Origin of the sequence: Armatimonas sp., from assembly GCF_031410135.1 — a bacterium.
In the GTDB taxonomy this organism is placed as follows: Bacteria; Armatimonadota; Armatimonadia; order Armatimonadales; family Armatimonadaceae; genus Armatimonas.
This window is the reverse complement of the sequence record NZ_JANNYP010000299.1, coordinates 1-12,646: the sequence shown is the minus strand read 5'-3', so window position 1 is coordinate 12,646 and position 12,646 is coordinate 1. Positions and strand designations below refer to the sequence as shown.

Annotated in this window: 12 protein-coding genes; 11 read left to right on the top strand and 1 reads right to left on the bottom strand. The window is 60.3% G+C overall.

What is annotated here, in order from left to right:
• The 6 genes from RMO15_RS10930 to RMO15_RS10905 form a co-directional block, all read left to right on the top strand.
• Positions 1-814, top strand: an 814-nt coding sequence (locus tag RMO15_RS10930) for a DUF5682 family protein (RefSeq protein ID WP_309711923.1), incomplete at its 5' end; no start/stop codon positions are given.
• Entirely contained in the window at positions 811-1,944 is a 1,134-nt protein-coding gene (locus RMO15_RS10925) for a VWA domain-containing protein (protein WP_309711920.1), read from the top strand. The genes RMO15_RS10930 and RMO15_RS10925, both read left to right, overlap by 4 nt.
• Complete coding sequence (locus RMO15_RS10920) at positions 1,941-3,833, top strand: SWIM zinc finger family protein (protein WP_309711917.1); 1,893 nt, start codon at positions 1,941-1,943, stop codon at positions 3,831-3,833. The genes RMO15_RS10925 and RMO15_RS10920 overlap by 4 nt, the downstream gene beginning before the upstream one ends.
• Before the next feature lie 10 nt (positions 3,834-3,843).
• Entirely contained in the window at positions 3,844-5,175 is a 1,332-nt protein-coding gene (locus tag RMO15_RS10915; protein WP_309711915.1) for a serine hydrolase domain-containing protein, read from the top strand.
• A gap of 42 nt (positions 5,176-5,217) precedes the next feature.
• Positions 5,218-6,003, top strand: coding sequence for a DNA repair protein RecO (recO, locus tag RMO15_RS10910; protein ID WP_309711913.1), 786 nt, complete (start codon positions 5,218-5,220; stop codon positions 6,001-6,003).
• A gap of 2 nt (positions 6,004-6,005) precedes the next feature.
• The gene (locus RMO15_RS10905; RefSeq protein WP_309711910.1) at positions 6,006-6,569 is read left to right on the top strand and encodes a hypothetical protein; all 564 of its coding nucleotides are present in this window, start codon (positions 6,006-6,008) and stop codon (positions 6,567-6,569) included.
• On the opposite strand, the gene RMO15_RS10900 is transcribed toward RMO15_RS10905, so the two are convergent.
• Positions 6,550-6,891 (bottom strand): sialidase family protein, encoded by a 342-nt coding sequence (locus RMO15_RS10900; protein ID WP_309711907.1) that lies wholly within the window; start codon positions 6,889-6,891, stop codon positions 6,550-6,552. The two genes, RMO15_RS10905 and RMO15_RS10900, sit on opposite strands and share 20 nt — an antisense overlap.
• A gap of 133 nt (positions 6,892-7,024) precedes the next feature.
• On the opposite strand from RMO15_RS10900, the gene RMO15_RS10895 reads away from it, so the two are divergent.
• From RMO15_RS10895 to mutS, 5 genes are all read left to right on the top strand, one after another.
• A complete protein-coding gene (locus RMO15_RS10895; RefSeq protein WP_309711904.1) occupies positions 7,025-7,384 on the top strand; it encodes a hypothetical protein in 360 nt (119 codons plus the stop codon).
• Between the two features lie 41 nt (positions 7,385-7,425).
• Positions 7,426-9,093, top strand: coding sequence for a C13 family peptidase (locus RMO15_RS10890; RefSeq protein WP_309711901.1), 1,668 nt, complete (start codon positions 7,426-7,428; stop codon positions 9,091-9,093).
• A gap of 9 nt (positions 9,094-9,102) precedes the next feature.
• A complete protein-coding gene (locus RMO15_RS10885) occupies positions 9,103-10,047 on the top strand; it encodes a non-reducing end alpha-L-arabinofuranosidase family hydrolase (protein WP_309711898.1) in 945 nt (314 codons plus the stop codon).
• Positions 10,044-10,532, top strand: a complete 489-nt coding sequence (locus RMO15_RS10880; protein WP_309711896.1) for a hypothetical protein — start codon at positions 10,044-10,046, stop codon at positions 10,530-10,532. The genes RMO15_RS10885 and RMO15_RS10880 overlap by 4 nt, the downstream gene beginning before the upstream one ends.
• A gap of 41 nt (positions 10,533-10,573) precedes the next feature.
• Positions 10,574-12,646 (top strand): DNA mismatch repair protein MutS (gene mutS, locus RMO15_RS10875; RefSeq protein WP_309711893.1); only part of this gene is annotated, 2,073 nt, incomplete at its 3' end.

Here is a 12,646-nt window from a genome sequence, read left to right as displayed (position 1 = left end):
CACGGAGCGGGCCGAGCAAGCGGATCGTGATGCGGAGCAAGCCGCACTGCTCCGGCTGGAGGCGGCGCAGATGGGAATCGCGCTCCCTCTCGCGCCCCTCATCGAGCTGCTGCGCTCCGAGAGCGAGTTTGGTCGGCTGGTTCAGGCACTGGGCCACCTACTCTATCTCTACCGCTTCGATGAGGCACTGGGAACAGTGGGCAGCGACGCGCTTCTATCGCTACTCACCGAAGCCTTTGAGCGCGGTGTCTGGCTCCTGACCGGCGTCACCGAGGGCAGTGCCCAAACAATCCATGGGATCGCGCAGCTTCGAGAGGTCTGGCGGCGGTGCCAGGAGACGCTCTCCGACAGGGCTTTGCGCGATGTGCTGAACCAGGTAGCCTTTGATCGCACTCGTGCGCCTGCCCTGCGCGGCGCGGCGGTCGGGGCGCTCTGGAGCCTGGGAAGCGCCGACGATGCACAGATTCTGGAGCTGGTGGGCGCGTTCGCACAGCCCGACCAGCTGGGAGACTTTCTGACGGGCCTCTTCACCCTCGCCCGAGAAGCCGCCCGCACCACCCCCGAGCTCATGCTACGCCTCGATACGCTCCTGCTGGCCTTTGGCGACGACGACTTCCTGCTCGCCCTACCTAGTCTGCGCCTTGCCTTCTCGTTCTTTCCTCCCCGCGAGAAGCACCAGCTCGCCCGGCAGCTACTAGAGGTGCGCGGCGACTCCGGCGCGGCACTTCCCGCCCTGATTGTCTCTGCGGAGCAAGCCGCCCACGCCCTCGCGCTGGAGAACAAGCTTTTTTTACTCTTGGAGAGCCTGGTATGACCGAAGAGATCAAGCGCAAGCTGCGCTGGCGACTCGTGCTGGGGGCGGGCACGGAAGACCTGCTGGGGGGGCTGCCTCAGGAGGGAGACTGGGCCGAGAAAGAGGCGGCGCTTGCCTACCTCTACGACCGGGAGTACGGGCCGGGGCGCAACACGCGGGCGGGGAGTGGCGGAGCGGGGACGCTTGACCCGTCGAACCTGAGTGTCCCCGACTGGATCAACGCCATCCACGAGCTGTTTCCCCAGCGCGTGATCGAGCGCATCGAGAAAGATGGGCTGGAGCGCTACGGCCTGGAGGAGATGGTCACCAACCCGGCGCTGCTGGCACGTGCCCAGCCCAGCCAGACCCTGCTCCGCGCCGTGCTCCGCACCAAGCACCTCATGAACCCGGAGGTACTCGCGCTCGCTCGGACACTGGTGCAAAAAGTCGTGCAGGAGCTGCTGGAAAAGCTTGCGACGCAGGTGCAGAGCCCGTTTCTCGGTGCCCCACTTCGTCGGCGCTCGTATCTTAAAGTGGCGAAGAACTTCGATGTGGCGACCACGCTGCGCCGGAACCTGCGGCACTGGGACACGGTGAGTCAGCGGCTGATCTTGAAAGAGCCGTACTTTCACTCACGGATCAAGCGGCATGTGGACAAGTGGCAGATTTTGATTGTCGTGGACCAGTCCGGCTCGATGGTGGGCAGCGTGATTCATGCTGCCGTCACGGCGGCAATCTTCTTTGGAATTCCTGCCCTTAAGACCCGCCTGATTCTCTTTGACACCAGCATTGTGGACGTGACGGACTACTGCACCGATCCCGTGGAGATCCTCATGAAAGTCCAGCTCGGCGGCGGCACGGACATCGGGCAGGCGCTGGCCTACGCCGAGAGCCGCGTCGAGAACCCACGCCGCACGATTATCGTCCTCATCACCGACTTCTTTGAAGGAGCCGACACCCGGGTCTTGCTGGGAGCCACCAAGCGCCTGGTCGAGAGCGGCGTGCACCTCCTCGGACTTGCCGCGCTTGATGCCAACGCCAATCCCACGTACGACCGGGAGCTCGCCGGACGCATGGCCAACCTTGGAGCGCATATCGGAGCCATGACACCTGGAGAGCTCGCCGAGTGGGTCGGGGAGAAGGTCAAGTGAGGCCCGAGCTACTCGCCCTGACGGACGATGATCTAACGGCGCTGACAAATCGTGGGACGGTGAAGCGTGCTCGGCAGGAGCTGGAGTCGCTCACGCACGAGCTTTCGGAGGCAGAGGATGGGACGCTCACGGTGCGCTGGTCGGACGACTTCGAGTGCGTTCTGCCTGCGGGCAAGCCGCTTGCCCAGGCCCGTTGTACCTGTCCCGCCGAGCCGCCCTGCCGCCATATCGTGCGCTCCGTGATGGCGTACGACCCTCCCTTGGATCAAGGGAGGGTGGCTCAGAGTGAGGAACGAACGGAGAGCCGGGTGGGTTCAAGCCGGGTGGGTTCCCCCACTGCCCGCAAGCTCTACGACTCCGGTCAGCTCTTTGAGCTGGTGCGCTCCGCCAAGCCCACCGCACGCTGTCATAGCCTGGGAACCGTCACGCGGTTTCTCGTGCCAGGCGACCCCAACTTTGCCGTCTGTGACTGCGGCCAGCCCGCGCCCTGTGACCATGCCTGGATGGCGCTCTGGGCCTTTGACGCGCTCCCACCAGACGCCGAAGCGGGGCTGGTGGACTCGCGCACCACGCCCTATCCCGTTCCTATCGAGGCACTGGACAGCGTCGCGCCTGCTCTCCGGGAGCTTCTGGCCGTCGGGCTTGCCAGCGCCCCCACGGCACTCTGGGATCGGCTCCAGCGCGGCGAGGAGACACTCCGCAAAGCCGGGCTGATCTGGCCCGCCGAGTGCCTGGCAGAGCTTGCCGTGCTCCACGCCGCCTACACCAGCCGCGATGCACGTTTTGACCCTGGTGAGCTGGCTCTGCTTGTGGGCGAGCTGTGCCTGCGCCTTGCGACCACACGGGCCAATCGGGGGACGGTGCCGCCGGTCTTTGTGCGCGGTGCGGCCTCAGATCGGCTGTTGGAGATTGCCTCAGCAAAGCTCATCGGGCTTGGCTGCTCGGGACGGGTACGGCGCGAGGGCATCCAGCTCACGGCGTTTCTCCAGGACGAGGACTCCGGCCAGGTCGTCGCCCTCTCACGAGACTTCAAGCGCGAGGGGCGCTCGTTTGCACAGCTTGCCACAGCGACGGTCGCAAAGAGCATCTCCCTGGCCGCGGTGGCAGCGGGGCGAACTCTGGTGCGTGGGGGCAAGCGCACCCCGAGCGGCAGTTTTTCCTTTGGTCGAGCCCCTGCCGCGCTCCATCCGCAGGCATTCGCTTGGGAAAAGCTGCGTGCTCCCGTGCTTGTCGAGAGCTTCCACGAGATCGAGCTGCGCCTGGCGACGCTTCCCCCCACGCCTCTGCGCCCTCAGCGCTTGGCGGAAGACTTTCATGTCGTCCCTATCGCCGAAGTGCTCTCGGTCGGCTTTGACACGGCGCAGCAAGCCGTTGTCGCGGAGGTTCGGGACGGATTGGGAGGTATGGCGCGGCTCGTGCACCCCTACCATTCCCAAGGCGCGGCGGGCTGTGACGTGCTCCTGCAGACGCTTCCATCCGGAACGGTTTGCTTTATCGCGGGAGCCTGTCGCCGCGCCTCGGGGGGGATGGTGCTTTCCCCCACCGGGATCGTCTGCGAGGAAAACGGCGTGCGTCGCCTGGTACAGCCGTGGCTGGAGAGTGGTGCAGCTACAACCAGCAATCTCGGCACCCTCGCGCCTCCCGAGACACTCTCACCATCGCGCTTCCTCACCGACGAGCTGCCGCAAACGCTAGGAGATTTCCTGATTGGTGGCCGGGAAGCTCTCTCGGAGCACGAAGCGCGGCGCTTGCGCGACCAAGCCCAGCAGGCGGAGGCACTGGGCTTTGGGCAGCTCCCCACTCTCCTCAACGCGCTTGCAGCAGGTGACACTGAGGCACTGCCACGGCTACTCATGCTCGCTGCGCTCGCACCGGATGGTCGGGTATAATTTTCGCAAGATGCGAAACGTCACACAACCGGAGAAGCTCGATGATTCCCTGAGCGCGGAGCTGAAACGCCAGGGAGTTCCCGGCGCGAGTATCGCCGTCGTCCGTGAGGGAAAACTCATTAGAGCACAGGGCTACGGTTTGGCTAACGTGGAGCACCAGATCCCTGCCAAAGCGGAGACGATATACCAGTCTGGCTCTGTCGGTAAACAGTTCACAGCGGCCTTAGTACTTCGTCTGGTCGAAGACGGCAAAGTCAAGCTAGACGATCCTATCGGCAAGTACCTGCCCCAAGTCTCTAGGAGCTGGGCAAACATCACAGTGCGCCATCTTCTCACCCACACGTCGGGTTTGGGAGATCCCTACAACAAGCTCGATCTGCGCAAGGACTACACCGACAATGCCTTGCTAAAGATCGAGGGCAGCTTGCCCCTGCTCTTCAAGCCAGGCGAGAAGTGGTCCTACAGCAACATGGGCTACCATGTCTTAGGATTTCTCTGCAACAAAGTGGGAGGCAGGTTCTACGGTGACCAGCTCCGGGACAAGATATTCAAGCCCGCGGGAATGGAAACCGCACGCATCATCAGCGAGGCAGACATCATCCCCAACCGCGCTGCGGGCTATGAGCGGATTAAAGGTGAGCTGAAAAACCAATCCTGGGTCTCACCTGCCCTTAATACGACCGCAGATGGAAGTCTCTACCTCTCGGTTTTCGATATGGTGAAGTGGGATCTTGCCCTCACGGAGGGGAAGATCCTCACACCTGCAAGCCGCAAGGCAATGTGGACTCCTGTCACACTCAACAATGGTCGAAGCCACCCGTATGGTTTTGGCTGGGCTCTCTCTCCCGTCAACAACCACAAATGTATTTCCCACGGCGGTGCGTGGCAAGGCTTCCGAACGGGGATATATCGGTTTGTCGAGGACAAGCTCACGGTCATCGCGCTCGCGAACGCCAGCACTGCCAACCCCGACAAGCTCTGCCGCCTCATTGCGGGACACTATATCCCCGAGCTCGCCCCGGTTGTGGCCGCTCCCATTGAGGATAAAGAGCCTGAGGTCACCAAGCTCCTTAGTTCGGTACTCACCGATGGCGGCAAGCGCGAGGATAGCAAGTTCACCACCGAGTTTCTGAAACTACTCCCACTGAGTGCTTATCAAGAGGGAGCCAACTACTTGAAGTCGCTTGGGAGTCTCAAGATGCTCGTTCTGTTAAAGCGAGCCAGCGAAGAAAACACACGTCGGTATGTCTATCGGGGTAGCTACGAAGGTGCGACACTCACGATTAGCCTTGTTCTGACTAAGAACAACAAGATCGCGGGTCTGGGGATCAATCCCGACTAGTGCCTCACGAGGGCAGGTCGGTGCGCTCCGGTACAATAGCGCGTGGCCACCTATAAAACCGTCGCTCTCGTGCTCCGTCGCATCCCGCTGGGAGAGAAAGACAAGATCGTCACCCTCTTCTCGCGGGACCTGGGCAAGCTCCGCGCCGTTGCGAAAGGCTCGCGCAAGCCAACCTCTAAGCTCTCGGGGGCAAGCGAGCCGCTCCTCTTGCTTCGCGCCTCCCTCGCCGAGGGCAGCTCTCTTGACGTGCTCTCCGAGGCCGAGGTGCGCGAGGCGTTCCCCAAGCTCAAGTCCGACTACGGGCGCTTCTTGCGGGCCACCTACGCCTGCGAGCTTTTGGAGAAAGTGATGGAGGAGCGCGACCCTCACCCGGAGTCTTTTGATCTGCTCCTCTCCACGCTCTATATCTTGCAGCACGCCGTGCAAGCCGACACGGCCCTCCATGCCTTCGAGCTTCAGCTCCTCGCACAGATCGGCTACGAGCCTCAGCTCTCGGCGTGTATCCGCTGCGACAATCCCTTCGACACCGACTATCCCCCGGTCGGCTACTCGCCCTCGCGCGGCGGAGCCCTCTGCATCCCCTGCACCGAATTTCTCCACGGCGAGGCCATGCCCTGCAACGCGACAACCATTCTCCTCCTAGAGCGCCTCACTCAGCTTACCGATGCTAAAGCCCTCGCTGGATTAGAGCTTCCCGATGAAGCCCTCACGGAGATCAACCGAATCCTCCGCGCCCACCTACGCTACCGCATCGAGCGAGAGATTAAATCGCTCGGTATGCTCGATGCCCTTAGATTAGAACAACAAACAATCGCAAGGAATCCATGATCATGTTTTACCAACGGTTCGCTCCAATCGCCTCGGTGCTATGTACGCTGAATCTTGCACACACTGACTCATGCGTCTTCGCGAAGAATGCCCTTACGTCGAATACACGATTCATTCTGGAGATACAACTTGAGGAAGATCGTTCAAAAGATCCTTTAAAGGCGTTCTGGAGTTACACACTCACGGAGCGAATTTCGGGCAAGAAGTATCAAGGAAGAATTCCTCAGCTTGAGTATCATGCTCATCCCACCGTCTATCTCAGTGAAGATGGAAAACGTTTTGCAATTCTAGATCCTATTGCGGATCATCGCGACAAAGATCGCTTTATTGTCTTTACTCAAGATGGCAAGCAAATCATATCTCTTGGAATCAACGATATCTTAAATATGGAAGAGCAGTCCAAAGTCACTTCTAGCATTAGCCACATTCGCTGGCTGAGTCTTAATGAAAATACTATTGGCTTATTTTCAAAAGCTGACAACACTGTAACCCTGACAACGATGCTGGGACGTAAGGTAGCGATCTCCCTCACCAACGGAAAAATAGTTAAACCGGTAGAAAGGTAACGCCTGTTGGCGTAAGCCGGAAGCACTTAGCGCGAATGTGGCTTCCCTCGCCCTCGGTGTAGTAGACCACTAAGACGCTGCCGTCTTTAAGTTCCACAGTAGAGGGATACGCCCCAATCACACTGTCGATCTCAAAGGGCCCTTCCCAGGTTCTTCCGTCGTCGCGACTGACGTGAAGCGCGGTCTGGGGCGCGTGGCCCTTGAAGCCGCTGTCGCAGGCGGGTCCCCAACTATTGACACTGTCGTGGTTCGTGGAAAAGTGGAGGTTGATCTTACTGGAGCGCAGGGCCGCGAGAAGCAGGCCGTCACGCAGCCGGATCACATCTATCTCGGCATCGAGCGGGAGATTAAGTCACTAGGAATGCTGGATGCCTATCGCCTCACTAGTCTTAGTGAAGAACTTCACAGCTTTACAATATAGTAATTTCGGCATAATTTTTGCTCAATGTCGTAACATGAGCAAAGCACAAAAACAACGACGTGGGCACTCTGCCATGGAGATCATGACCGTGACGGTCGCCATTGCAGGTCTTGCCATGATTGCAATCCCCAACATGATTCGTGCACGAGAGACAGCGCAACGAAAGAGCTGCATCGAGACGCTACGGCGCATTCGGAATGCCAAGGAGGAATGCTTCATGGAAAACCACCTCCCTGCCACCCATACGCCCGTCCTAAGCGAGCTTGTCGGCCCAGACAAGTACCTCAAGAACACTCCCCAGTGCCCCAGCGGAGGAACCTACTCCCTCGGCAGTGGCACGGAGGAGCCCACCTGCAACCACGCAGGACATTCTCTCGACCAGAGCGGCGGCTAATAAAGTTTAGCAACTCAGGTAAACGGGGTAGCATGGTAACTATGAAACGAAAAATTCTTCTTGGGCTCTCACTGGCGACTGTCCTGACTCTTGGGGCAGGTGCCAGCCTCTCACAGATCAATCGAATTGATCCGCAGATATCTCCCCAGCTCCGCCCCATCAACCTCTCGAAGTTTATGCAGGCGGGGAAGCTCAGTGAGCTACGCCTGGTGCAGCAAGACAAGTTTAACACGCTCACGGATCTGGATGGCAAGCTCTTTGCCGCCGCGCCGCGCACCGTGGCCGCGCTCGGGGAGAAGGGCGAGGTGCTTCGCCGCTACAGTGTCAGTATTGATAAACTCTCGATTTCCAAGCACACCGCCGATCAGCTTCTTCTGGGCGATGGCGCACGCAAGATTCTCATCGGGCTCAATGTCGCCAGTGGCCAGACCACCGAGCTCCTGCGCCTGGATGCCGTCACGGATCCCAATGCGAGCCAGGAGCCCGAGAGTGCGCTTCTCAAGTCGGGCGAGCTGACGGCGGTGGCATCCAATGGCAAAGAGGTCTTTGTGGCGATGGAGGCGGGCTTCTCCAGCGCGATCTTCAAAATTGACCTCGCCACCAAGCGCATTGTCAGCCGGGGCTGGGCACCCGGCGCGGAGATGGACGCGATGGCGTTTTTCCAGAGCGGGCTCTATGTCCTCACAGGCAATGGCTCGCAGGTCGCCCGCTACACCGACACCATCGAGAAAACCCACGATAAGATCGAGCTTCCTCAGGCGGGTGCAAAAGGCCTCGCCCTCCGCGATGGGGAGATCCATGTCCTCACCGACGGTGTGAGCCGCATCAGCAAGTACCAGATTGACAAAGCGCTCACCAATCTCAATACCACACGGCTCAACGTAGATGTGATTCGCCGGGTCGATGTGAGGATTCCCAAGATTGATTGGAGCAAGCTCTTCGTCAAACACTACGCGGTGCTAATCTGCGGCGATCTGGCGGAGAACTTTGCGGGCGAGTGCTTCTGGAACGACACGGTCTGGATGTACAAAGCCCTGCTCAACAACGGCTACAAGCCCGAGAATATCTTCGTGCTCTACGGCGATGGCGCCGACTATGCCTCGGCCAATGCCAAGTACCGCCACCCCAGCACCGTCACGGACTTTCCCGCAAGCCCCACCTGGGTCAATAAAGTATTTGATGGCTTGAAAAATGGCGATGCCGCCAATAGTCTCCCCAAGCTGGATGGCAACGACACGCTCTTTGTCTGGACCTTTGATCACGGCGGCGGTGGGATGAACGCCACCCTGAGCCTGCGGGGCGGCAGTATCACCGACACTGACTTTTCCAACAAGCTCAACGCCATTCCCTACGCCACCCGCGCGATCTTCATGCAGCAGTGCCGCAGTGGCGGCTTTATCGACAACCTGCAAAACAGCAAGACCTTTATCGCCACTGCCTGCCGCTTCGATGAAAACGCCCGCCCCGCCGACACCGAGTTTGAGACCGTCGGGGGACGGCAGTACAGCCACGGGGAGTTTAACTACCACATCACGAGCGCTCTAGACCGCGTCAAGCCCACCGGTGGCGCTATCAACGCCGACACCAATAGCGATGGCAAGGTCTCGGTTCGCGAGATGTCGGAGTGGAACCGCACCCACGAAAACCTCCCCGAGAACCCCCAAACCAACGACGGCGGCCCCGGCAACGGTTTCCTCTTCCCGAAGTAAACACGGCCTATGCACGCAGAGGACAGTTTCACCACGGGGCGGTTTTCCTGGCAGGTCTCCGCCCCCCTTCTTGGCCCAAAGCCAGGTGGAGCCGATCCACAGGTGGCAGTCAAAGACCCGACCATTGTCTTTGACCAAGGCTTCTGGAATCTCTACGCCACGGTTCGGTTTACGTCGGGACGGGTGGACATTGTCGCGACCCGCTTCAAGACCTGGGCCGATGCCGCCACCGCCCCACGCCATGTCTTGGCGCTCCACGACAAGTACTACTGTGCCCCCCAGCTCTTTTTCTACGCGCCCCAGAAGCGCTGGTTTCTGATCTACCAGCTCGCCGACGACTCCCAAACGCCACCGTTTCAGCCCTGCTACTCCACCACGACCGACCTGAGCGATCTTAAGAGCTGGAGCAAGCCAAAGCCGCTGATGGCCAATCCTCCCGCCAAGCCCAAGTGGCTCGACTTCTGGGTGATCTGCGACGCGACCTACGCCCATCTTTTCTGGACCTCGCTCGACGGCAAGCTCTGGCGCTGTCAGACCGAGCGCAAAAACTTCCCCGGCGGCGTCTGGTCGCCACCCACCCTCGCGCTCCAGGCGGATATCTTCGAGGCATCGCACACCTACAAACTCAAAGACCGCCCGGAGTACCTCACGATTGTCGAGGCACAGGGCAAAGGCCGCCGCTACTTCAAAGCCTACCTCGCCGACACACTCACCGGCCCGTGGAAACCCCTCGCCGGTAGCTGGGAGAAGCCGTTTGCGGGCCTCACCAACTGCCCGTCGCCTTGGACAACCAACATCAGCCACGGCGAGCTCGTCCGCTCCGGCAACGACGAAACCCTGGAAATAGACCCAAAAAACCTCCAGTTCGTCTTCCAAGGAGCCAGCGACACCGAGTACAGAACCGCCTACGGGAAAATCCCCTGGAAACTCGGCCTACTCACAGAGAAGCCATGATGAAACTTTGGAAAAATCTGTATATTGGGTTACTCATTCTGAGTAGTTGTCAGAAAGCACCTCATGAACCAATCACGATCAATCTGGATCACCGAACCGTTTTGGGAATGCGAGGTGGTGATTCACTAGATCAGCTCAAACAACAGTATGGGCCCTGTGTGCGGTACATGGAGTACACCGGCTCCGACCCCGAACTTTGCTCCGTGCAAGATGGCTCCGCCGAGTTTGAGTTTAGCCAGAACCACCATCTCGTCGCGTTCCGCACCCGCTTCGAGGAGGATTTCTCTGTAGAGATCAAAAAAGACAAGCATACGATCGTTCTGAAACGGGGGCAGGAGCTCAAAAAAATTAAGCCACCTATTATGTCCCTCGGATTCGAACCACAGAAAGGTTACGGAGAGGAGAGTTACGAACATCACGGGATCGTACTCCATTTTGAAAAAGGGAAGATCTCCTCTGTTTATGCTAATCTGACCAGGAAGTGAGCTTTCCGCAATCGAGGGGCATGGCGTAGAATAGAAGCGATATGCCCACGCCTGACATTCCCCTGGAAAAACTGACCCCGATGCTCCGCCTCTACGTGACCATGAAACAGGAGCGGCCTGACTGTGTGCTCTTTATGCGGGTGGGAGACTTCTTTGAGGCCTATGGCGACGATGCCGAGCTGATTGCGCGGGAGCTGGAGATCACGCTCACGGGGCGCGACGTGCAGGGCTACGACGGGAAGTACCCGATGGCGGGGGTGCCGCACCATGCGCTGGAGCGCTACATGGCGCGGCTGGTGCAGAAGGGCTTCAAGGTTGCCATCTGCGATCAGATCGAAGACCCGAAGCTCGCCAAGGGGCTGGTGAAGCGGGCTGTGACCCGCGTGGTGACGCCGGGGACACTGGTCGAGGACGCGCTGCTCGATGCTAAGAGCAACAACTACTTAGTCGCGGCGATACTCTCCAAGCCCGTCCATGGAATAGGGGTGGTGGATGTCTCGACGGGCGAGTTTCTGATCACCGAGGTCGAGGAGAGCGCCGGGATCGCCAAAGTAGTCGAGGAGATCCTGCGCCTTCAGCCCGCCGAGTGCCTGGTGCCCGAGGGCATGGACGAGCTAGCCGAGGCGATCGCGGCGGCGTGCCCTGCGACGCTCACACGGCTCGGAACGGGCAAGCTCCCCCGCCTTCCGCGTGAGGCGCTTCTGGAGCACTTTGGGGTACAGACGCTCAAGGGCTTCGGCTGCGACGACTACTCGGCGGGATTATCGGCGGCGGCGGCGCTTTTGGAGTATCTGAAGGCCACCCACATGGGCGCGGTCGGGCACATTCGGACGCTGGCGACCTACTCCACCGAGGACGCGATGTATCTCGACGCATCAGCGCGGCGTAATCTAGAGCTGACGGCGGGCCTCTACGACAGTGCACGCAGTAAGTCGCTACTCGCGGTACTGGACGAGACGCGCACGTCTATGGGCGGACGCATGCTCAAGAAGTGGCTCGATGCTCCCCTGCTCTCCGTGGAAAAGATCAATGCCCGCTTAGACGCAGTCGAGGCGTTCTACGACGATGCCCTGACCCGCGGCGATGTACGCGACACGCTCCGGGCAGTCGCGGATCTGGAGCGTCTCATGGCGCGGCTCTCCACCGGCGCGGCCAATGCCCGTGATCTGGTGGCACTCCGCCAGTCCCTGGAGCGCATCCCCGAAGTGGCGGCGCAGGCGCTGCAGATCGAGCACCCCGCCATTCAAGCGCTCGCCAGCGCCCTCGACGGCCTTCCCACGCTCACCGAGCTGCTCACCAGCGCCATCGCCGACGAGCCGCCGCTGACAGTGCGGGAGGGCAACCTGATCAAGGACGGCTACGATGAGAACCTCGACGAGCTGCGCCAGATCGTCCGGGGCGGCAAGAGCTGGATCGCCAAGCTAGAGTCCGATGAGCGCGAGAAGACGGGTATCAAGAGCCTGAAAGTGGGCTTTAACTCGGTCTTTGGCTACTTTATCGAGGTGACAAGAGCTAATCTTGCCTCAGTTCCGAGCGACTACATCCGCAAGCAGACCACCGCCACCGGCGAGCGCTACATCACGCCGGAGCTGAAGGAGATGGAGTCCAAGGTTCTGGGGGCGGAGGAGCGTATCAACGCGCTGGAGTACGATCTCTTTGTCTCCGTACGGGACTACGTGGCGCAGGAATTCACCGGCGATGTGCTCGCGGTCGCGCAGGCCGTCGCCAAGCTGGACGTGGTCGCGTCGCTGGCGGAAGTCGCGCAGAACAACCGCTTTGTCCGGCCCACGGTGGACACGACGGACATACTGGATATCAAGGGCGGACGGCACCCGGTCGTGGAGCGGCTGATGGGCTCGGCGGCGAACTTTATCCCCAACGATACCTATCTCGACACCGACGCGCAACAAGTCCACATCATCACCGGCCCCAACTCCGCCGGTAAGTCCACGGTGCTTCGCCAAGTCGCGCTGATCGTCTTACTCGCCCAAGTCGGCAGCTTCGTGCCCGCCGACTCCGTCCGCGTCGGCTTGGTGGATCGCATCTTCACCCGCGTCGGGGCGCACGATGATCTGGCGGCGGGCCAGTCCACCTTCATGGTGGAGATGACCGAG

Bases quoted from the DNA above. Each gene is read 5' to 3' on its own strand.
- RMO15_RS10925 (WP_309711920.1), top strand. From the start codon at position 811: ATGACCGAAGAGATCAAGCGCAAGCTGCGCTGGCGACTCGTGCTGGGG.
- RMO15_RS10915 (WP_309711915.1), top strand. From the start codon at position 3,844: ATGCGAAACGTCACACAACCGGAGAAGCTCGATGATTCCCTGAGCGCG.
- RMO15_RS10880 (WP_309711896.1), top strand. From the start codon at position 10,044: ATGATGAAACTTTGGAAAAATCTGTATATTGGGTTACTCATTCTGAGT.
- RMO15_RS10895 (WP_309711904.1), top strand. From the start codon at position 7,025: ATGAGCAAAGCACAAAAACAACGACGTGGGCACTCTGCCATGGAGATC.
- RMO15_RS10905 (WP_309711910.1), top strand. From the start codon at position 6,006: ATGTTTTACCAACGGTTCGCTCCAATCGCCTCGGTGCTATGTACGCTG.
- RMO15_RS10885 (WP_309711898.1), top strand. From the start codon at position 9,103: ATGCACGCAGAGGACAGTTTCACCACGGGGCGGTTTTCCTGGCAGGTC.
- RMO15_RS10890 (WP_309711901.1), top strand. From the start codon at position 7,426: ATGAAACGAAAAATTCTTCTTGGGCTCTCACTGGCGACTGTCCTGACT.